General features: G+C 39.8%; 22 protein-coding genes. 19 read left to right on the plus strand and 3 right to left on the minus strand.

The annotated features are described in order from the left end of the window. The first annotated feature begins 141 nt into the window (after positions 1-141). Positions 142-330: a hypothetical protein gene (locus G396_RS0107680; protein ID WP_028125608.1), complete on the plus strand. Its 189-nt coding sequence runs from the start codon at positions 142-144 to the stop codon at positions 328-330. 417 nt (positions 331-747) lie between these two features. Here the strand turns inward: G396_RS0107680 and manA are convergent, their stop codons facing one another. Beyond that, positions 748-1,701: a mannose-6-phosphate isomerase, class I gene (manA, locus tag G396_RS0107690; protein ID WP_028125609.1), complete on the minus strand. Its 954-nt coding sequence runs from the start codon at positions 1,699-1,701 to the stop codon at positions 748-750. Between the two features lie 45 nt (positions 1,702-1,746). Next, positions 1,747-2,151 carry a hypothetical protein gene (locus tag G396_RS0107695; protein WP_006418831.1) on the minus strand — a complete coding sequence of 135 codons (405 nt, stop codon included), beginning with the start codon at positions 2,149-2,151 and terminating at the stop codon, positions 1,747-1,749. Positions 2,152-2,471: 320 nt separating this feature from the next. Between G396_RS0107695 and G396_RS0107700 the strand changes: the two genes are divergently transcribed. The 17 genes from G396_RS0107700 (at position 2,472) to G396_RS0107780 (ending at position 18,636) form a co-directional block, all read left to right on the plus strand. After that, entirely contained in the window at positions 2,472-2,810 is a 339-nt protein-coding gene (locus G396_RS0107700; RefSeq protein WP_006418849.1) for a hypothetical protein, read from the plus strand. Between the two features lies 1 nt (position 2,811). Further along, positions 2,812-3,486 (plus strand): F0F1 ATP synthase subunit A, encoded by a 675-nt coding sequence (locus G396_RS0107705; RefSeq protein WP_006418922.1) that lies wholly within the window; start codon positions 2,812-2,814, stop codon positions 3,484-3,486. Between the two features lie 45 nt (positions 3,487-3,531). After that, the gene (gene atpE / locus G396_RS0107710; RefSeq protein WP_006418840.1) at positions 3,532-3,774 is read left to right on the plus strand and encodes an ATP synthase F0 subunit C; all 243 of its coding nucleotides are present in this window, start codon (positions 3,532-3,534) and stop codon (positions 3,772-3,774) included. A 16-nt stretch (positions 3,775-3,790) separates the two neighbouring features. Further along, positions 3,791-4,303, plus strand: coding sequence for a F0F1 ATP synthase subunit B (locus G396_RS0107715; protein WP_006418746.1), 513 nt, complete (start codon positions 3,791-3,793; stop codon positions 4,301-4,303). Beyond that, positions 4,290-4,796 (plus strand): F0F1 ATP synthase subunit delta, encoded by a 507-nt coding sequence (locus G396_RS0107720; protein ID WP_028125610.1) that lies wholly within the window; start codon positions 4,290-4,292, stop codon positions 4,794-4,796. The genes G396_RS0107715 and G396_RS0107720 overlap by 14 nt, the downstream gene beginning before the upstream one ends. Positions 4,797-4,798: 2 nt before the next feature. Then, entirely contained in the window at positions 4,799-6,319 is a 1,521-nt protein-coding gene (atpA, locus tag G396_RS0107725) for a F0F1 ATP synthase subunit alpha (protein ID WP_028125611.1), read from the plus strand. Continuing rightward, positions 6,309-7,064, plus strand: coding sequence for a F0F1 ATP synthase subunit gamma (locus G396_RS0107730; RefSeq protein WP_028125612.1), 756 nt, complete (start codon positions 6,309-6,311; stop codon positions 7,062-7,064). Before atpA ends, G396_RS0107730 begins: the two co-directional genes overlap by 11 nt. 3 nt (positions 7,065-7,067) lie before the next feature. After that, complete coding sequence (gene atpD, locus G396_RS0107735; protein WP_028125613.1) at positions 7,068-8,441, plus strand: F0F1 ATP synthase subunit beta; 1,374 nt, start codon at positions 7,068-7,070, stop codon at positions 8,439-8,441. 14 nt (positions 8,442-8,455) lie between these two features. Next, complete coding sequence (gene atpC, locus G396_RS0107740) at positions 8,456-8,851, plus strand: ATP synthase F1 subunit epsilon (RefSeq protein ID WP_006418785.1); 396 nt, start codon at positions 8,456-8,458, stop codon at positions 8,849-8,851. Continuing rightward, entirely contained in the window at positions 8,848-10,203 is a 1,356-nt protein-coding gene (locus G396_RS0107745; protein ID WP_034907859.1) for a TrkH family potassium uptake protein, read from the plus strand. The genes atpC and G396_RS0107745 overlap by 4 nt, the downstream gene beginning before the upstream one ends. A gap of 286 nt (positions 10,204-10,489) precedes the next feature. Continuing rightward, complete coding sequence (proS, locus tag G396_RS0107750; protein WP_006418809.1) at positions 10,490-11,929, plus strand: proline--tRNA ligase; 1,440 nt, start codon at positions 10,490-10,492, stop codon at positions 11,927-11,929. A gap of 23 nt (positions 11,930-11,952) precedes the next feature. Then, on the plus strand, positions 11,953-12,456 hold the full coding sequence (locus G396_RS10530; RefSeq protein ID WP_006418871.1) for an acyl-CoA thioesterase: 504 nt from the start codon (positions 11,953-11,955) through the stop codon (positions 12,454-12,456). Between the two features lie 285 nt (positions 12,457-12,741). Further along, the gene (gene lpdA / locus G396_RS0107760) at positions 12,742-14,154 is read left to right on the plus strand and encodes a dihydrolipoyl dehydrogenase (protein ID WP_028125615.1); all 1,413 of its coding nucleotides are present in this window, start codon (positions 12,742-12,744) and stop codon (positions 14,152-14,154) included. A gap of 13 nt (positions 14,155-14,167) precedes the next feature. After that, positions 14,168-15,151, plus strand: coding sequence for a thiamine pyrophosphate-dependent dehydrogenase E1 component subunit alpha (locus G396_RS0107765; RefSeq protein WP_028125616.1), 984 nt, complete (start codon positions 14,168-14,170; stop codon positions 15,149-15,151). Positions 15,152-15,171: 20 nt separating this feature from the next. Next, entirely contained in the window at positions 15,172-16,158 is a 987-nt protein-coding gene (locus G396_RS0107770; RefSeq protein WP_028125617.1) for an alpha-ketoacid dehydrogenase subunit beta, read from the plus strand. A 13-nt stretch (positions 16,159-16,171) separates the two neighbouring features. Continuing rightward, positions 16,172-17,491 carry a dihydrolipoamide acetyltransferase family protein gene (locus G396_RS0107775; protein WP_028125618.1) on the plus strand — a complete coding sequence of 440 codons (1,320 nt, stop codon included), beginning with the start codon at positions 16,172-16,174 and terminating at the stop codon, positions 17,489-17,491. Positions 17,492-17,592: 101 nt separating this feature from the next. Next, complete coding sequence (locus tag G396_RS0107780) at positions 17,593-18,636, plus strand: PTS sugar transporter subunit IIC (RefSeq protein ID WP_028125619.1); 1,044 nt, start codon at positions 17,593-17,595, stop codon at positions 18,634-18,636. On the opposite strand, the gene G396_RS0107785 is transcribed toward G396_RS0107780, so the two are convergent. Next, positions 18,633-19,523: a LysR family transcriptional regulator gene (locus G396_RS0107785; RefSeq protein ID WP_006418906.1), complete on the minus strand. Its 891-nt coding sequence runs from the start codon at positions 19,521-19,523 to the stop codon at positions 18,633-18,635. The genes G396_RS0107780 and G396_RS0107785 overlap by 4 nt on opposite strands. Positions 19,524-19,583: 60 nt before the next feature. Here G396_RS0107785 and G396_RS0107790 point away from each other — a divergent pair, with 60 nt between their 5' ends. Next, on the plus strand, positions 19,584-20,510 hold the full coding sequence (locus G396_RS0107790; protein ID WP_028125620.1) for a 2-dehydropantoate 2-reductase: 927 nt from the start codon (positions 19,584-19,586) through the stop codon (positions 20,508-20,510). Positions 20,511-20,740 lie beyond the last annotated feature (230 nt).

Below are 20,740 nucleotides of genomic sequence, written 5' to 3' on the forward strand. Positions count from 1 at the left end.
CTTTTAGGTTAGAATGGGAGCTTAGGCTCCCTACCTAACCATATTATATCTATCATTTATGAAAATGACAAAAGAATTTTTATTTGTAATGCTTTGCTTTTTATTCGTTCTTTATTTAAGTAGAAAGGATGATGGTAAGTAATGGATGAAATCATTGAGATAATTCAAAGATTGATTGATAGTGATATCAGTGCTTACCAAATTACAAAAGATACAGGCATTAGTGGGAACGCTATAAATTCTATCAGACGGGGAGAACGAAAACTGACTAACCTAACATTAGAAACCGCTAAGGTTTTATATGACTATGCAAAAGATATTTTCGCTTAGAACTATTAAAAAATTTACCTTACTTTTTCCTTCTTTTAAAAAAAGGGGCAAAAAAGGGGCAAAATTTGCGTACTTAATGGAATCAACATGGAATAAGAGTTAAACAGAAAGGCTTTAAATCAGTATTTATAAACTATATGGGATTAACTGGGCGCACCTAGCATGGCCATGCTTACCATAAATGAATATTTTAAGCTAATAGCAAAAGCTAAGGACTGGGCAAAAAAGCCCAGTCCTTCTTTTTTATATTAAAATTCATATGATACAAGGCAGTAGTTTGCTGTGCTTCATTATTGAATGAAGTTGAACTCATATCTTCATTCAACTGTTGGAGCACTAAGTCGCTTAGCTCCTAGTGTTCCAGCAAGCTAAAATCAGGGATTTTCTACTTCTTGCCCGCTCCCTAGCATTTTGACTTTATTCTGACTTGGGGTGGGAAGTGATTAAAGTTAAATCACCACTGATTTGAATCTCTTTTTGGCCATAAGGCAAGATAAAAGAATCCGCTAAATTTAAGGGATAGGTCTGACCATCAAGGGTCAGTTTACCTTGGCCTTCAATGACGGTGGCTAGATAATAGATAGGTTTTAAATCAAGCTTGATTTGGTCAGTGACTTGCCATTTGTAAACCGAGAAGAAGTCATTGGCTAAAAGTTGCTGAATTGATCCGCCATCAAGATCTTCTTGCCATTGATTGACGGGATCTTGGTAATGCGGGAAGCGGGTAACTGCCAGGGAGTCTTTTAGATGGAGGGGTCTTAGCTTACCCTCATGGTCTGGCCGGTCATAATCATAGACTCGGTAAGTGGTATCTGAATTTTGTTGGGTTTCGAGAATAGTGATACCCGCTCCAATGGCATGGATGGTTCCGGCTGGTACATAGAAGAAATCACCCGTTTTAACGGGAACCTTAGTGAGGAGCTGGTCCCAATCTCCTTGGTCGACAAGCTGCTTGAATTCTTTAGCATCATGAGCTTGGTGGCCATAGATGATTTGCGCCCCCGGTTGGGCATCGAGGATATACCAACATTCGGTTTTGCCCAGTTCACTTTCGTGGTTTAAGCCGTAGGTATCATCGGGATGGACTTGGACAGATAGGTCAGCTTTAGCGTCTAAGATTTTAACTAGTAAAGGGAACTTTTCAGGTGGATTTGGGCCAAAGAGGTCAGGATTTTCCTGATAGACCTGACTTAAACTTTGACCGGCGAATTCTTGGGGAGAAAGAATGGGGGAGTCGCCATTGGGGTGAGCGGAAATAACCCAGGCTTCCCCTGTGGTTTGGCTGAGAATATCAAAATGATAAATATCCTTTAACTTGGTCCCACCCCAGATTTTGTCTTGGAGAACAGCTTGAATAAATAATGGTTTCATTACAATTCCTTTCCTAATTTAATGTTTATACAGTTTAAGTCGGGGTCAGTCTTCATGTTCCTTGAGAAAATTGACTTGAATATCCTTCATAAAGAAGTGGAGGGTACAAAAGACTAAACTCATGGCAATCACACCTAGGACTAAGTCCAGCATGGTATCGGCATAAATCAGCATCTTCCGGGCAATAACGAAGAGGACGAGTTCAAGAATGGCTCGGGTTGAATGGGATAAGAGCATAAAGATGAGCTCAATCCCAACAATAAGTAGTAAGGCATAACCGAGAAAACCTTGAAAAACTGAATAAGTTTCTTTGGTATTCGATTCGAGTAAAAGGCCAAAGTACTTGGCTAGATCAATAAAGCCAATAGCAATTCCGATAGCTAGTGCCGAGGCAATAAATAATTCCAGAATACGCGAATATTTAACTAGATAATATTTGACAGTTTTCATAGCAAACCTCCTGTTGAATGATGGTTTTAGTTTTTCTAATTTAATAATAGCTTAAATTGATTTGTGACGAAAGTTTTTTATTTTTTCTAAATCAGCTTTTATTTGAAAATAAGCCCTTTGATTTGTTATAATTAAAAAGCACAATCCTTTTAATTATCGGTACTTTTCACTAGCTTTTCTACTAGTCAGTATTAGATAATTACGAGATCATAAAAATCGGTCAGGTACGTACACTTGAGGTTTTGTCTTTTCGGGGCGGGAAAGGCGCCTTGGGGAAGTATGTACTTTTTTTGTGCAAGATAGAGGAGGTATTTTTATAGGTGAAAAATAGAATCATTCTAGGACTAGTCATCCTAATAGGGTTAGGTTTATTCTTTGTAAACTTTTCCTATGCGCTAGGCTGGTTACTAGGCTGGGCGGTGATGCTCTTAGTGGCATGGCTCCGTCAAAATGTCTTAGTTAAAATTATTGATTTTGATCATTTTAAAGCGCGCCACTATGTTTTATATCTATTGGCTATCATGCTATTAATAGCCTTACCTCTAGGAGTCGCTTTTTTCTTTCCAGAAATTGTTAATCCTTATGCTATCTTTCTAGCATATTTCATCGATCGAATTTTAATGTTTGCAACAGGTTCATTAAAAAAGGAGGTTCGATAATTTGTTTCAAATTGAACAAGTGTCAATCTTGATTGTTAGCCTAATTATTATCATGTTCATTTTCTGGCTAAAAGGACAATTTAAAGCCATAGACCAGGGTCAAAAACAACCTTCAAAGATAATTGTGACAGTGATTTCTTATGTGCAAATGATTGATAACCTGGTCAAAGGGTCCATGGGACCAGCGTATACGCCTAAGATGTCTGCTTATATTGGAACTATTTTTATTTATATTTTTATTTCCAATATTTCAGGATTGTTTGCGATAAATAATCCTACGGGGAACTTGAGTGTTACCTTAACCTTGGCAATTATTACTTGGATTTTAGTCGAACGGACTAAGTTTAAGAGTAAGGGTATTAAAGGGTTTATTAAATCCTTCTTTGAACCCTTCCCGTTTTTTGTAATTCCTAACCTATTTTCAGAGGTAGCTCCGCTAGTTTCATTATCCATGCGGCTCTTTGGGAATATCTTATCAGGATCAATTATTATGGGACTCTTCTATGTCTTTACAGCATGGCTAGCATCCTTTATTCCTGTCGTTGGTCACTTTAACTTTATCGGAGCAGTCTTAGCGCCGGTACTTCATGCCTACTTTGATTTGTTTGCAGGATTCTTGCAATCATTTATCTTTATTACTTTAACAACCGTATTAATTGCGGTAGAGCATGATTAATTTATGTGTTGATAAAATTTTTATTAAAAAAGGAGAAATTTAATTATGGATATTTCAATCGGACAAGGTTTAGTCGCAATTGCAGCAGCATTAGCCGTTATGACAGGGGTTTTCTCATCTCTAGGACAAGGGATTGCTGCCGGTAAAGCAGTGGAAGCTGTAGGTAAAAACCCTGAAGCAGCTAATGAAATTCGTTCTATGTTAATTCTTGGTTGTGGGGTTGCTGAAACCTGTGCTATTTATGGTCTCTTGATTTCATTTATTTTACTGTTCGTTTTTGGCCGTTAAGAAAGAGTTGAGATAAGTGGATATAGATATTGCGGAAAAGTTAATACCTAACCTATTAACTATGTTAGCGCAGCTCTGTGCCACCGGAATTCTATTTTTTCTATATAAGAAATATGTGCACTCTTGGGTGCTGAATTATTTAGCTAAAAAAGAAGCAAAGTTAAAAGAAGCAGAGGAATTAGCGGCAGAAGTAGAAAGTAAAGCGCGTCAGCAAGAGCGTGAACTAGAAGCCCAACGCCTCCAAATGAAAGCTTCAATGGAAAAAATGCAAGAATCCATGGAACGGAGTCTGCAAGAAGAACGCACGCAAATGTTGGCTCAGACTAAAGCTGAAAATAAACGCTTATCTGAACAAGCCCAACAACAAATTGAGCGTGATAAGAAACAAATGCAAAAAGATGTCGAACAATACGCGGTTGGTTTGGCCATGACCTTAACTGAACGTGTCTTAGAAAATTATGAGCTCAGTGAACAAACGATTTTAAATGCCCTTAAATTAGAAATGAGTCGAATCCATGAGAAAAACTAAGCTATATGCAGAAGCCTTCTTCAAAAATTTAACCGAAGATCAAAAGGTCCTTGCCTATAGTCAATTAAAAGCTCTAGAAGACTTAATGGTCCAACTCAAGGATTATGTAAGTTTTTTGATTCATAATCCAGCTGAGTTTAGCCAAGTGCGTTCGGTGGTCGAAGGAGACTATGAGCCCTTGACCCTAAATTTTCTAGAAGTAATCATTCAAGATGGCATGGTTAACCGGTTAGCTGCCATTATTGATGACTATAAGCAGATTCTTGTCAATAAAGGCCTCTTAGCAAATATTCAAGTGACCACGGCGCGTCCCCTATCAGAGGAAGCCAGACAAGTGCTTGAGGCTGAGATTGAATCTTATTGGCAAGGCCCCAAGGATTATAACTATCAGGTCAATCCTTACTACATTGAAGGGATTCATCTGAAAATCAATGATGCAGTTATTGATACAACTTACCGGAGTCGTTTAAATCAAATTATTAAAGAGGTGTGAGGGTGGAAAAAACAGAACAAATTATTCAACGTCTAAAAGACCGTATCCAACAAGTTGACTGGGAATTTAATGACCTGGAAACCGGGACTGTTTTCTCAGTTGGTGATGGAATTGTCTTTGTACGTGGCTTAAGAGATGTCCTATCAGGCGAACTCGTTCACTTTGAAGATGATACCCTTGGTATGGCCTTAAACTTAGAAGAAAATCAAGTGGGTATTATCGTTTTAGGGGATGATACTAACATTAAAGAAGACGATTCAGTCTATCGGACCAACCATATTGTCCAAACCAATGTAGGGGATAACTTGGCTGGCCGGGTGGTGGATGCTTTAGGGATGCCGATTGATGAAGCGGGCGAACTTGTGGCTGCTGATCAATATCCAGCTGAACGACGGGCACCAACAGTAATGATGCGCCGGTCAGTAGATCAACCCTTATTTACCGGGATTAAAATTATTGATTCCATGATTCCAATTGGTAAAGGTCAACGGGAATTAATTATTGGTGACCGTCAAACGGGTAAAACCGCCATTGGGATTAATACCATCATTAACCAAAAAGGCCAAAACGTAAAATGTGTCTACGTTGCGATTGGACAAAAGGCTTCAACAGTGGCACAAGTCGTTGAAACCCTCCGTCAAAATGGGGCTATGGAATATACCGTCGTGGTTAACTCACCAGCGGATGATTCTGCCGCCATGCAATACATGGCGCCTTATACGGGATGTGCTATTGCTGAATATTGGATGGACCAAGGAGAAGATGTCTTGGTCATCTATGATGATTTATCTAAACATGCGGTTGCTTATCGTACCATCTCATTACTATTAAAGCGGCCGTCTGGTCGGGAAGCTTATCCAGGAGATGTCTTTTATCTCCATTCACGCTTACTTGAACGGGCAGCTCAATTGAATGAACGTTATGGTGACGGTTCAATTACCGCCTTGCCAATTATCGAAACGCAGCTAGGGGATATTTCTTCATATATTACAACGAACGTCATTTCAATTACGGATGGACAATTATTCTTAGATTCAAATGCCTTTAACTCAGGACGGCGTCCGGCCGTAGATTCTGGTTTATCCGTATCCCGAGTTGGTTCTTCAGCTCAAACCCAAGCCATGAAACATGTGTCAGCTTCCTTAAAATTGGAGTTAGCCACCTATTATGAACTTTTATCCTTTGCTCAATATTCTTCGGATGTTGATGAAGAAACGCAACGGATTATTGATCACGGGGCTCGTTTAACAGAACTCTTAAAACAAGGGGCAACGACTTACTTAAGTCATGACTTAGTGGTTCTTTCACTCTTCATGAACCGCTATAAATATATCGATGAATTAGAAGTTAAAGATATTCGTCCATTTGAAAGCTTTGTTCATGACCAATTTAAACAAAATCATCCGGACTTATTGGCTGAAATTAATGCTGAATATAAGTTAGATGAACAATTAATTGAGAAATTGAAGACCGTATTTGAACAGTTAGTCAAAGATTACAAGGTGAATACCTATGGTAGGTAGTTTAGCGCAAGTACAACAACGCATGGGGACCGTGGAAACGGCCTCTAAAATTACCACGGCCATGAAATTAGTTTCTTTATCTAAATTACAGAAATATAAACGGTTAAGCCAACAAGTCATTCCTTTCCGTGATGCTTACGAAACGATTCCATCTCAAGCCGCCAGTCAAGATGACCGGCCGCGTGTGACAGTCTGTATCGTACCAGACCTTGGTTTGGCAACAGCTTATACTCAAGGAATTATTAAATTTCTCAGAGCCAATGATTGTCAAAAGATTTTCTGGATTGGTGGACAACGCTTTGAAAAAATTCAAGCTAATCCTGACTTTGAGGTCTTAAATGGTTATCAATCAAGTGAAAATGTTGACTTAAACTGGTTATATACCCAAGTTGTCAAATATATAGATGACTATCATGTACAAATGGCCATGCCAGTTATGAATAATGAATCAGTTGAGTTTCAACTCCGTGATTTAAATCAAGAATTAGCGCAGTCAGAATTTACTTTGTATGAGCCATCTTATGAGCTAGCGGCTGCCCAATACCAAGCCTCACATTTATTGATTCATTTGTATGACTTATTCTATCAATCCAAGGTGGCTGAATATACCACCCGTCGGATTGCCATGGAAAAGGCGACGGATAATGCTAAGGAAATGAAACAAGCCTTGCAAAATCAATATAACCGCATTAGACAAGAAAAGATTACACAAGAAATTGCCGAATTAACGTCAGGGGTGTTATAAAATTTGAATAAAGGAACGATTAACCAAATCGTTGGGCCAGTTGTTGACGTGGTATTCACCAAAGAACAATTACCCAATTTATATAGTGAATTAAATATTGAAGGACATGATGATATTGTCCTTGAAGTCGTTCAACATATTGGAAACGACTGCGTTCGTTGTATTTCAATGAATCCAACGGATGGTCTAAAGCGGGACCTAACCGTTTATGATACGGGACATCCGATTTCTGTACCAACCGGTGAGCAAACCCTAGGCCGCATGTTTAATGTCCTAGGGAATGTTATTGATGAGATGCCATTTGAAGAAAAGGGCCAACGGGAACCCATCCATAATGAAGCACCGGCCTTTGCAGACCAACAAACGTCTACCCAAATTTTTGAAACAGGAATCAAGGTCATTGATTTACTTTGTCCTTATCCACAAGGTGGTAAAATTGGTCTCTTTGGGGGTGCCGGAGTTGGTAAAACTGTTTTAATGCAGGAATTGATCCATAATACAGCCATCGAACAAGGCGGTTTATCTGTCGTTGCCGGGGTTGGTGAACGGACTCGGGAAGGAAATGACCTTTATTATGAAATGAAGGAAGCGGGCGTTTTAGACCAAACCGTTCTAGTTTACGGTCAAATGGATGAACCACCTGGAGCTCGGATGCGGGTAGCTCTTTCAGCCTTAACTATGGCTGAATACTTCCGTGATAAGAAAAAACAAAATGTGTTGCTTTTTATTGATAATATTTTCCGCTTTATCCAAGCTGGGTCTGAAGTATCTGCTTTATTAGGACGGATGCCATCAGCTGTAGGTTACCAACCTACCTTGGCTAATGAAATGGGACAACTACAAGAACGGATTACCTCAACTCAAGATGGCGCAATTACTTCCATCCAAGCAATTTTTGTGCCGGCCGATGACTTAACTGACCCGGCTGCTGCCATTGCCTTCTCGCATTTGGATGCACGGACCGTATTGAGCCGTCAAATTGCTTCTTTAGGTATCTATCCAGCGGTAGATCCGCTTGAATCAACTTCATCATTATTATCAGAAGATATCGTAGGGGTTGAGCATGCGGATGTAGCTCACCGAGTTCAGCAAATTCTGCAACGTTATAATGAATTGCAAGATATTATTGCCATTTTAGGGATGGATGAGTTATCAGATGAGGATAAATTAGTCGTAGCCCGGGCTCGTAAGGTTCGGAACTTCTTATCCCAACCATTTGCCGTAGGGGAATCTTTCACGGGTATGCCCGGTAAATTTGTTCCAATTAAAGAGACTGTCCGGTCATTTAAGGCGATTCTAGATGGTCAAGTGGATGATATTCCTGAATCTAAATTCTTATTCAAAGGATCGATTGACGAAGTTCGTGCAGCTGAATAGTGGGAGGAGTCTAGATGAAATTTGATTTAACCATGATTACCCCATCGGGTAAGCAGGAATCCAATCAAATTGAGCGGATTTCTTTGCCTACAGAGGATGGCATTCGGACTGTTTTGGCCAATCATATGGACATTATCGTACCAGTTGCGATTGGAACGATTACCTTAATCAATGATTCAGAACGTAAGCATTATGCAGTGTCAGAAGGACTTTTCTATTTTAAAGATAATCAAGCTAAATTATTAGTTAGAACTTTTGAGCATCCAGAAGAAATTGATTTTAAACGCGCTGAAGAAGCGAAAGAAAGAGCACAACAAAGACTTAATCATAAAGAACAGATGTCGACAGATGATTTGAGACGCGCTGAATTAGCTTTAAAACGTGCGCTTGCGAGGTTAAGTTTACGATGATAATTTTAAAAAAATGGTTTGATGGGGTGAGGCAGACGGTCTCACCTCCGCGTTTTATCTTATATATTTTGACTAGCTTAATCGTTGGAGGGTCTTTACTGTTAACTCTACCGATTATGACCAATTCAGGACAGTGGACGCCTCTCTTAGATGCCTTATTCACTGCTACCTCCGCCCTCTGTGTGACCGGGCAAGTAACCTTAAATACCATGGAGCATTGGAATTATTTGGGACGGACTGTTATTATTATCCTGATTGAAATTGGGGGACTTGGTTTTATGACCCTGTGGACCTCTCTCTTTATTGTCTTAGGTCGACGGGTGGACATGAACCAATTCAAAATAATGCAAGAGTCCCTCAATGTCGAGTCGATATCAGATATTGTGCCCGTGACGCGTTATATTGTTTACTTTTCATTTGCGGTTCAATTCATCGGAGCTACTTTATTGAGTATCGATTTTATTCCCCGCTTGGGCTTAGCTAAGGGGATTTACTATAGCTTATTCCATGCGATCTCCGCCTATTGTAATGCTGGTTTTGACCTGTTTGGTGATTCCATGATTGGCTTTCAAGATAACCCTTTAGTATTGACCGTGATTATGCTTTTAATCATTTCTGGTGGTTTAGGTTTTATTGTTTGGCGAGATCTTTTGACTTATCGGAGAAATCGTCGCTTACTTATTCATACTAAAATTGTTCTGATTTTAACTGCGACATTATTAATTGGGGGTACCATTTTATTTATTCTAGCACAATGGGGTACCCATCCTTTTGGTAAACAAGCTTGGTATACTAGCTTATTAAATTATCTATTCTTAGCCGTTACACCGAGAACAGCGGGCTATGCTAATATTGATTATAGCTTGTTAAAGCCTGCTTCTATTTTCTTAACCATGATTCTTATGTTTATCGGAGGCGCTTCAGGGTCAACCGCTGGGGGAATGAAGATTACGACAGTATTCGTGATTGGCCTTTATGCAGTGCGGAGCTTACAAAGACAAGAAATTTCTATATTCAAACGTTCAATTTCAGCTGAAATTGTTAACAAAGCTGTTTTTATGTTAATTTCAGGGATTCTAGTCATTGCAACGGGATCCTTTATTCTCTTAATGACGGAAACCATTCCACCTGGTTTTGGGATTGAATATTTATTGATGGAAACTTTCTCTTGTTTCGGGACCGTTGGTTTGACTATGGGAATGACTCCTTTCTTAACCGGCTTTGGTAAGTTTACCTTAATCGTTATGATGTTAATTGGCCGGATGGGTCTTCTAACCTTCTTCTGGTCCTTTGCACCGAAGTCTATCGAGAAGAATATTCATTATCCAAAAACAAACATTCTGGTGGGTTAATCTTGCCACCGGTTCAAAAACTGTTATAATAAAAAGGATTAGACTAGTAAATGGTTTATGCTTTACAGAAAAAGATTGCTAGGCTGAAACAATCTAAGCCAATAAATCATTGAACCTACTAAAGATGATAAGTTTGGGGTAGCTACCTTATCGGCTAGAGTTGGTTTTGCATACGGGTGAAACAAATAAGGTGGTACCGCGGAGTAGGTTTGTGCTTCGTCCTTAATTGGACAAGCACAAACCTATTTTTTATGTGGTAAAATGCACAAATTATAAGGAGGAAGACATGGTAACACGTCAAGAAGATTTTTCAAAATGGTATTTACAAACGATTCAACAGGCGGATTTAATGGATTATTCACCTGTTCGTGGTTGTATGATTTTCAAACCGAATGGATATGAACTGTGGGAACATATCCAAGCTAACTTTGATAAACGTTTCAAAGAAGAAGGTGTCCGCAATGCTTACTTCCCAATGCTCATTCCTGAAAGTTTCTTTACTAAGGAAAAAGATCATATTGAAGGCTTCGCTCCTGAACTGCCTTGGGTAACTGAAGCGGCTGGTGAGAAATTAGAAGAACGACTTGCCTTACGTCCAACATCAGAAACCATGATTGGCCATGCTTATTCAAAATGGATTAATTCATACCGTGATTTACCTTTAATGCTCAACCAATGGGCCAATGTCTTCCGTTGGGAAAAACGGACCCTACCATTCTTAAGAACCTCTGAATTTTTATGGCAAGAAGGTCATACAGCCCATGCGACTGGTGAAGAAGCCTTAGACCGGACCATGCGAATGTTACAAGTTTATAAGGAAGTCATCGAAGATGTCTTAGCGGTGCCGGTCTTTGAAGGAGAAAAAACTCCATCAGAACGCTTTGCCGGAGCTATGAATACTTTCTCTGTGGAAGCCATGATGCAAGATGGTAAAGCTGTTCAAGCGGGAACCTCTCACTACTTAGGAACCAAGTTCGCCGAAGCCTTTGACATCAAATATTTGAACTCAAATAATGAACATGTTCATGCCTTTACAACCTCTTGGGGCGTTTCAACCCGCTTAATCGGGTCCTTAATTATGGTTCATTCAGATGATCAAGGTTTGGTCTTACCACCAAAAATTGCCCCTCAACAAGTAGTCTTTATTCCTGTTGGGCCATGGCAAAAGAATCCAGCTATTATGGAACAAATTAATGAGTGGAATCAAGCCCTTCAAGCTAAGGGTGTGCGGACAATCATTGATGATTCTGATAACCGTCCTGGTTTCAAATTCAATGAATGGGAATTACGGGGTGCGCCATTACGGATTGAAGTTGGGCCACGGGACTTAGAGAACAAGCAAGCTATTCTCAAAGCTCGCGATCTAAGTGAAAAAGAAACGGTCGCTGCTGACCAAGTGGTGGATCGGGTCTTAGCAGAGTTGGATATTATGCAAAGCCGTCTCTTCGACCGGGCTAAGGCCATGTATCAAGAAAATATGTATACTAATATTAATACTCTGGAAGAATTGGAAGCCCATATTGCGGACTGTGAAGCGCAAGGAAAACCAGCTGGATTTGTCTTAGCGGGATGGGATGGGACCGAAGCTAGTGAAGATTTAATTAAAGAACGGACTGGTTTTACGACCCGTAATATTCCTTTTGACCATGCTTATGGTCAAAAAGACACCTGTATTGTGACTGGCAAACCAGCTAAAGAAACGGTTTGGTTAGCCCGGGCTTATTAATCAGATAGTGAGGAGATTTGCCTTTGGAAAAAATTAAAACAAGCAGTCAATCTTGGACAATCCAAGAAAATGTGGTTCAACCTGATATTATTAATGTGAATTCTGATGCACATGGTGGAAATCTTACCTATATCGCGGATACCGTAGCCGGAATTTGCTTTGCCCGCCATAATGAACAAGGCGGTGTCACAGCAGCCGTAGATAATTTTAATTATATCCGGTCTATTCCTATGGGCAATCTCTTTACAGCCCAGGCCTGTATTACGGGGACAGGGAAGCGGTCAGCTGAAGTCTTTGTTATGATTACAGGAGAAGACCTGGTCAAACAAGAGAAGTACTTGGCAGCTACGGCCTTTTACACCTATGTATCGACTTCCCCTCAAGGCCAGGAAGTCCCACAAATTAAGGCTGATTCTGATTTAGCAGAACGATTAATGGCAGGTTATCCAGAACGGAGGCAAGCCCGTTTACAAGCGCGACATGCACAAAAAGAGTTTGAAGCCTTCTTGAATCAATATTTGACGTAAATTATATATGGAGTAGGAACAAGTTGTAAGGTAAATTGATACTTAGACTCAGTTGGTGCAACTTTATCCTGGTATGCTTCTTTATTAGCCAAAAAGACAGGGCAAAAGTAAAAAATCTTTGATTTTCTACTTTTGCCCTGTCTTTTTGCTTTTTTAAGCATATTAAAAATATTAATGAGCGAATAAAAAATAACAATTTGTAAGCGGTTTATTAAGCGCTTACAATAATAACGAGGTATAAATCGATTTTATTTCAGTAAGTTAAGGCAAGGAGGAAGTCAGGAAATGACAACAAGTAATACAGACTTACTAATATTGGGTGGAGGGACCGGCGGATATGTTGCAGCTATCAAGGCAGCGCAAGCTGGCCTTGAGGTTGTCTTGGTCGAGAAGGATAAATTAGGGGGGACTTGTCTCCATCGTGGGTGTATTCCAACTAAGGCCCTTCTTCGGTCTGCTGAATTATTCAATGAGTTCAAAGCCGCAAATGAATTTGGCCTTGAATTAGCAGGGGAAGTTAAGGTAGATTTTGCTAAAATTCAGGCTCGAAAAAATAAAATAACCAGTCAACTTCACAAAGGAGTTGAATCCTTAATGAAAAAGAATAAAATTCGGGTCATTAAGGGGCAAGGAATCGTGATGGGACCCTCCATCTTCTCACCGGTTTCGGGGGCGGTTATTGTAACAGATGAAGCTGGCCAAGAAGAAGTGATTATTCCAAAAAAATTAATTATCGCGACCGGTTCAAAACCTAAAAGTTTGCCGAATATTCCCTTTGATGAAGAGTATATTTTATCTTCAGATGGCTTACTTGAAATGGAAACTTTACCAAAGTCAATGGCTATTATTGGTGGGGGCGTTATTGGTTGTGAATTTGCATCTTTCTTAAATTCTTTAGGCGTTGAAGTCACAATCTTTGAATTTGCTGAGCGCTTATTAATTACTGAGTCAAAAGCAGTGTCCAAATTATTTACTCAAGAAATAAGCAAAAAAGGTATTACCGTAAGAACTCAATCTCAGGTAGAAAGTGCTAAAGTGGTAGACCAACAAGTTGCAGTTCAAGTCAAGGGGGATGATACAACCTTACATTTTGATCGGTTATTGGTGGCTGTCGGTCGGCAAGCGAATGTGGATTCAATTGGGTTACAAAATACATCGATTAAGTTTGACCAAAAAGGAATTCAAGTAAATGAGCATTATCAAACCGCGGAAGACCACATATATGCTATTGGTGATTGTATTCCAACTATGCAATTAGCCCACGTTGCGATGAAAGAGGGCGAATTGGCAATTGACCATATCTTGACCGGAAAGAATGACAGCTTGGATTATAATCAAATCCCTCGTTGTACTTACGCCTCACCGGAAATTGCGAGTGTAGGTTATCATAAGGACAATGTTCCAGCCTCAATTTCACTAAAAGTGGGTAATTTTCCCTTTGCGGGAAATGGTAAGGCCCTAATACACGGAGATGCCATTGGTTTTGCGGAAGTGTTACGTGATGCAGAAAGTGATGACCTCATCGGGGTATCAATGATTGGCCCACAAGTTACGAATTTACTTTCTGAAGTTTCTACAGCAATGTATCTGAACGCTAGCCCACTCGAAGTAGGGCAAGCAGTTCATGCCCACCCAACCTTATCTGAAGTAATCCAAGAAGCTAGTTTGGATGCATATCAAAAAGCGGTTCATAAATAAAGGAGGACTATCTATGGAAAAGTTAGCAAAAAGCGGATTGAGTAAAGAAGAAATTATTGAAGTATACAAACATGTCTTAAGAGGACGTCGTTTAGATGAACGGTTATGGCAACTCACTCGGATTGGAAAATCATCCTTTAATATTTCTGGACAAGGTGCCGAACTCGCCCAAGTAGCCATGGCAATGGCTTTTGACCCTAAAAAAGATTATTTCTTGCCTTACTACCGGGATATGACGGCTTGTTTGGTTTGGGGCATGACATCTAAAGATATTGTGATGGGGACCTATGGTAAGGATGCAGATCCAAGCTCTCATGGCCGCCAAATGCCAAACCACTATGGGTCTAAGGAACATAATATTGTATCTCACTCATCTACTGTATCAACCCAAATTCCTTTAGCGACCGGTGTTGGCTATGCCGCTCAATTAGAAGGTAAGGATTATGTTGCGCTAGTAACTACGGGAGAAGGCTCAGCCAACCAAGGAGAAGTTCAAGAAGCGATGAACTTCGCCGGTGTGAAGAAATTACCAGTTATCTTTGTAGTGGAAAATAATGGTTATGCTATTTCAGTAGCCAACCGGGAACAATATGCCAATGATGATTTCTCTTACCGTGGTCCAGCTTACGGTTTCCCAGGTGTTACGATAGATGGTAATGATTTCACGGCCACTTATTTAGCTTTTAAAGAAGCAGTTGAACGGGCTCGTAAGGGTGAAGGACCTACTTTAATTGAGTTAGTGGTGAGTCGGTTAACTTCACACTCTGCTGACGATGACCAATCAATTTATCGGTCTAAAGAAGAAATTGAAGGCCTAAAAGACAAGGATCCATTGAATGTGTTTGAAAAACAATTAATTGCCGAAAAGTATTTAAGCCGGGAAGAAATGGATCAAATTGACGCGGACCTCAAAGCGGAAATCAATCAAGCTACGGATGAAGCAGAGGCTGAGCCAGATCCTAGCCCAGAGTCTGTGTATGAACAAGTGTGGGCTTAGTTAAGAAGGAGGAAAGAACAATGGCAATTCTTACATATTTAGAAGCGATTAATAAGGGTATTGAAGAAGAAATGGCACGAGATGAAAAAGTAGTCATTTTTGGTGAGGATGTCGGTGGAGAAAAAGGGGGCGTTTTTGGGGTAACCAAGGGCTTGGCCGCTAAATTCGGTGACCAACGTTGCTTCAATACACCACTTACTGAAGGTGAAATTGGGGGCTTGGCGGTAGGTTTAGGCGTAATGGGTTACCGAGCTATCGGAGAATTTCAATTTGCTGATTATATTCTACCAGCGACAAACCAAATTATCTCTGAAGCATCACGGATGCGTTATCGGACTAAAGGTGATTGGACTGCGCCAATTGTTTACCGTACCCCTTATGGTGGAGGTGTTCGCGGAGGCTTATACCACTCCCAATCAACTGAGAAAGTCTTCTTCGGCCAACCAGGTTTAAGAATTGTAACCCCATCAAATCCTTATGACGCTAAAGGACTGATTAAAGCGGCAATTCGTTCAGATGATCCAGTCCTATTCTATGAACATAAACGTCTTTATCGTTTATTAAAAGCTGAGGTGCCTGAAAGTGATTATGTAGTACCATTAGACAAAGCAAATGTGGTTCGTCAAGGGGATGATATTACGGTGATTGCATATGGTATGGCCTTAGTCCATGCCTTGAATGCGGCAGAAAAATTAGCGGAAGAAGGCATTCAAGCACATGTGGTTGACGTTCGCTCTATCTATCCGCTTGATAAAGAAACCTTGATAGAAGCGGCTAAAAAGACCGGTAAAGTCTTACTTGTTTCAGAAGACAATAAAGAAGGAGCGATTATCGGGGAAATTGCCGCAATTATTGCAGAAGAAGCCTTGTTTGATCTTGATGCTCCGATTAAACGGTTAGCCGGACCAGATGTGCCATCCATGGGTTATGCTTTAAATCTTGAACGTGAATTCTTAATTAATGAAGAAAAAGCCATGGCGGCCATGCGCGAGCTAGCTGAATTCTAAGAGGAGGAAAATCATGGGATTAGTTAAAGTGAAAATGCCTAATTTAGGCGAAAGTGTAACTGAAGCAACGGTCGTTGCTTGGCAAGTTAAAGTAGGCGACCAAGTTGAAAAATATGATACCTTATTAGAAGCACAATCTGACAAGGTAACGACAGAGATTCCGAGTGACTACCAAGGAACGGTGAAAGAAATTCTAATTCAAGAAGACGAAACCGTCCCAATCGGTACCGAAATTTTAGTGATAGAGGTAGCAGGTGAAGGTGAGTCTGGCTCTGATGAAAGCAGTGAACCTGAAGTTGAGAGTAAACCAACCCTTGAAACGACGCCAAGCCAAGCAGAATCAAGAGCGAGTGCTAAGCCAAGCAATCATTCTAAAGGCGGTAGATTCTCGCCTGCGGTTTTACATATTGCTCAAGAACGCGGGATTGATTTAAGTCAAATAGTAGGTACTGGTAAAGGTGGCAGAATTACTCGTAAAGACGTCATAAACTATGAGCCAACGAGTGCTGAAAACAAGCCGACCCAAGTGAAGAAACTAAAACCAGAACTAGTCCAAACCTCGCTTGATCCTCAGCCTCAACCTGAGCTTAAATCTGAGCAAAATAATAAGCCAGTAACTTCTAGTCTTGACTCACAACAAGAAATTATCAAAGCAGATGGGGTAAGAAAGGCCATTGCTAAGAAAATGGTTCAATCAGTGACTGAGATTCCACATGCTTGGATGCAAATTGAGGTAGATGTAAGTAATATCGTAGCGTTACGTGAAAAAACAAAATCCCAATTTATGCAAACTGAAGGCTTAAAATTATCCTACTTCCCATTCTTTGTTAAAGCAGTGGCCCAAGCACTTAAAAAACATCCAATGTTAAATTCAAGTTGGCAAGACAATAACATCGTTTTAAATAAAGATATCAATCTATCTATTGCCATTGCGGCTGGGGATAATTTATTTGTACCTGTGATTAAACATGTGGACAACTTATCTATTAGTGGTATCGCTAAGGAAGTTGATCGATTGGCTCTGAAGGCTCGTTCTGGTAAATTAACCAGCGAAGATATGGTAGGTGGAACCATGACGGTAAATAATACCGGAACTTTTGGCTCAGTAGCCTCAATGGGAATCATCAATTATCCGCAAGCAGCGATTATTCAGGTTGAATCCATCAATAAACGGTTTGTTCCGACGGCAGATGGCGGTTTTAAAGCAGCTGACATGATCAATCTATGTCTATCCTTTGACCATCGTATTTTAGATGGCTTAGCTGCGGGTAACTTTATGAAAGATGTAAAAGCAAATCTACAACGTTTTAACAATGAAAATGACCTTTACTAATTAATGACTGATAGTATGCAAAGAGGATAGCAGACTCGTCATATCTAAGTTTGCTATCCTTTATTTTAAGTGATTTAACTATATAGGAAGTGGTGAAAACCATGCAAGAAGTAACAAAAGTAAGTCCTAAAGATTTTCTGAATAAAGTGTTAACGGGAACAGCTCAAGGAACAATTATTGCCTTGATTGCTAATGCGGTTCTCTCAGCTATTTTATCTTATTTCTCAAGTAATCATTATATCTTGATGGTGATTCAAGCGGCAGTTATCTTACAACTAGCCACCCCCCTAATTATTGGGGGTTTAATAGCTAAACAATTTAACTTTGATCCCATGCGGATTATGGTAATTGCCGGTGCAGCGTTTGTAGGATCTGGTGTGATTAAATATGATCCGGCTATAGCCGCTTACGTCGGTAAAGGGACCGGAGATGTTATCAATATTATGTTAACATCTGCGATTGCTGTTTTGGCTACCCTTTGGATAAAAAATAAATTTGGTTCTTCATCTATTATTTTCCTTCCAATAGTAGTAGGGGTAGGGGTTGGTTTTATTGGGATGTTGACTTATCCTTACGTAACTATGATTACGACTGCGATTGGGTCCTTGATTAATAACTTTACTTCCTTACAACCACTATTCATGAGTATTTTGATTGCCATGTCTTTTGCTGCCTTAATTATTTCACCGATTACTACAGTAGGGATTGGACTAGCAATTGGTTTGAATGGTGTCTCAGCAGGGGCTGCAGCCATGGGAGTGGCTGCGACCACGGTTTGTTTAGTTGTAAATTCTTGGAAGGTGAATAAGAGTGGTGTGACGCTGGCAATTGCACTTGGAGGTATGAAGATGATGATGCCAAATCTCTTCCGCCATCCAATTATTTTATTGCCTTGCCTAACCACAGCTATTGTTTCCGCCATCCCAGTGGCCCTCTTTGCTGTATCGGGTACTCCGCAATCATCTGGTTTTGGTTTAGTTGGTCTCGTGGGTCCTTTGGCTTCCCTAGATGCTGGTTTAGCTTTCCCCTTATTAATTCTATGTTGGTTTGTGGTGCCGATTGCGACCGCGCTTATTTGTCAATTTGTCTTTGAAAAAGTGCTTAAATTATACCAAAGAGAAACTGTTTTCCATTATTACGGTTAATTCTGCTTTAAGATATCGATAAAGTCTAGGATATTTTGTGAAGGTTTAATGCTCTTATTAAGGGCAATTCCAATGGAGAAGTAATTTGATTTGTCATCTAAAGGAATCCAGACTAAATTGTCTAGTGGCACCAAATGTTTATATTCGATAGCCATTAAACAAATTGTGTTTGAGGAGTTAAGACTATGGAGCATGGCCTGTAAGTCAGTATAATATGAGAGGATATTCGGTTTAAAACCATGGGCCTCAGCTCGTTCAGCTAACATAATTCCTAACATATAATCTTCCGTTAAGGAGGAGAAAACTTGATCTTTCAGATCATCAAAGCTTAAGCGTGAATGTTGAGCGAGCGGGTTGGATTTTGGGACAACTACATATACCTGATAGCCTTTGGTGCTAGTGTGTAGTGCCTCAATGGTGATTTTATCCGCTTCATAATTAGGATAAGAAAGCAAGCCAATATCAAGTTCTTGATTAGCTAACATTTGTTGTAAAAGGCGTGACCCATCCTGGATGATGGTGAGCGCAACATTTTGATGGGTGGCAGTAAACAAAGCTAACTCTTTAGCAAATTGAATGGCAAAGAGGGTGGTCATGCCTAGTCTAATGGGATTTTTATCTTTTTGGTTTTGTAAATTATGAATTTGTTGAGTAATTTTATCAACATGGCTAATCAAGACTTGACCTTCATCATAAAGAATTTTGCCAGCGGCAGTCAGTTCTAAACCGCTTTCATTTCTGCTAATAAGTAGGCAATTCAATTCTGTTTCGAGTTTCTTTAAGGCAAGAGAGAGTGTAGGTTGAGTGACAAAAAGATTTCTAGATGCTTCTGAGATAGAATGACATTTAGCGATTTCGATAAAGTATTTTACTTGGGTAATATTCATCAGGTCACCATCCTTTATTTAAATTTAGTGTACCATAATTTATAGAGAGGAAGTATTCAAATGTTAATTTATATTGCAGGTTCAGGTGCCATGGGATGTCGGTTTGGAGCCCAACTCCATGAAGCAGGTCAAGAAGTTATTTTATTAGACAATTGGGATGATCACATTAATACCATTAAAGAGAATGGACTAAAAATTTCAGGGGACGATGAAAGAATCGTCCCAATGACGATTATGAAGCCTCAGGAAGCCAACCGCGTAGGTGACTTAATTATTCTATTTACCAAAGCAATGCAGTTACCAGCTATGCTAGAATCAATTCAAGGGATTATGGATAGTCATACTAAAGTCCTTTGCTTATTAAATGGCCTAGGCCATGAAGAAGTTATCAAACAATATGTTCCAGAAAGAAGTATTATCATGGGAGTAACCGTGTGGACTGCTCAACTAGTAGGACCCGGTCACGTGAAATTAGCCTCAACAGGGTCGATTAATATCCAGAGTATTGATGCCAATGAAGCTGAAATGGGTCATAAGGTAGCGGAAATTTTAAATGAAGCCAAGCTTAATGCAATCTATGACCAAGATGTGATTCCGTCTATCTGGCGCAAGGCCTGCGTGAATGGGACTATGAATTCATTGTGTGCCCTCTTAAATTGTACGATTGGTCAATTATTTGCCACAGAACCTGGCTTACAATTGGTGCATGAAATTATCCACGAATTTGTCCAAGTGGGCCAAGCAGAAGGGGTTAAATTAGATGAAGAAGCGGTGACAGACTATGTGATGAAAACTTCTGTGACAGCCGCCCACCACTACCCATCTATGCATCAAGATTTAGTGCAAAACCATCGTTATACTGAAATTGATTTTATCAATGGGGCAGTTACCCGTATCGGGGATAAACATGACATTGAAACGCCACGCTGCGACGTGATTACTCAATTGATTCATACCAAGGAAAAAATATTGATTGAACCGAAGTAGTTCTAAATTATAACGAGTTTAGATAAAATTTTTATAGAATAGATGACTTATTTAATGAATCAATAAAAAATCCTATTTGCTAATCTATAGTGACCCCAAAAAGTTGGACCAGAGAGATGAGTACATATTTTATGTACTTGTCTCTCTTATTTTTTGTTTTCTAAGCAGCTTGAAGTGAATGGCGATAAGCAATTGGGCTCATCCAGTTTAATTTTTCTTTGATTCGTTCT

This window comes from Eremococcus coleocola DSM 15696 (assembly GCF_000428865.1).
In the GTDB taxonomy this organism is placed as follows: domain Bacteria; phylum Bacillota; class Bacilli; order Lactobacillales; family Aerococcaceae; genus Eremococcus; species Eremococcus coleocola.

Bases quoted from the DNA above. Each gene is read 5' to 3' on its own strand.
- G396_RS0107775 (WP_028125618.1), top strand. From the start codon at position 16,172: ATGGGATTAGTTAAAGTGAAAATGCCTAATTTAGGCGAAAGTGTAACT.
- G396_RS0107730 (WP_028125612.1), top strand. From the start codon at position 6,309: ATGGTAGGTAGTTTAGCGCAAGTACAACAACGCATGGGGACCGTGGAA.
- G396_RS0107765 (WP_028125616.1), top strand. From the start codon at position 14,168: ATGGAAAAGTTAGCAAAAAGCGGATTGAGTAAAGAAGAAATTATTGAA.
- lpdA (WP_028125615.1), top strand. From the start codon at position 12,742: ATGACAACAAGTAATACAGACTTACTAATATTGGGTGGAGGGACCGGC.
- G396_RS0107780 (WP_028125619.1), top strand. From the start codon at position 17,593: ATGCAAGAAGTAACAAAAGTAAGTCCTAAAGATTTTCTGAATAAAGTG.
- proS (WP_006418809.1), top strand. From the start codon at position 10,490: ATGGTAACACGTCAAGAAGATTTTTCAAAATGGTATTTACAAACGATT.
- atpE (WP_006418840.1), top strand. From the start codon at position 3,532: ATGGATATTTCAATCGGACAAGGTTTAGTCGCAATTGCAGCAGCATTA.
- G396_RS0107745 (WP_034907859.1), top strand. From the start codon at position 8,848: ATGATAATTTTAAAAAAATGGTTTGATGGGGTGAGGCAGACGGTCTCA.
- atpC (WP_006418785.1), top strand. From the start codon at position 8,456: ATGAAATTTGATTTAACCATGATTACCCCATCGGGTAAGCAGGAATCC.
- G396_RS0107680 (WP_028125608.1), top strand. From the start codon at position 142: ATGGATGAAATCATTGAGATAATTCAAAGATTGATTGATAGTGATATC.
- G396_RS0107790 (WP_028125620.1), top strand. From the start codon at position 19,584: ATGTTAATTTATATTGCAGGTTCAGGTGCCATGGGATGTCGGTTTGGA.
- G396_RS0107770 (WP_028125617.1), top strand. From the start codon at position 15,172: ATGGCAATTCTTACATATTTAGAAGCGATTAATAAGGGTATTGAAGAA.
- manA (WP_028125609.1), bottom strand. From the start codon at position 1,701: ATGAAACCATTATTTATTCAAGCTGTTCTCCAAGACAAAATCTGGGGT.
- G396_RS0107720 (WP_028125610.1), top strand. From the start codon at position 4,290: ATGAGAAAAACTAAGCTATATGCAGAAGCCTTCTTCAAAAATTTAACC.
- G396_RS0107695 (WP_006418831.1), bottom strand. From the start codon at position 2,151: ATGAAAACTGTCAAATATTATCTAGTTAAATATTCGCGTATTCTGGAA.
- G396_RS0107785 (WP_006418906.1), bottom strand. From the start codon at position 19,523: ATGAATATTACCCAAGTAAAATACTTTATCGAAATCGCTAAATGTCAT.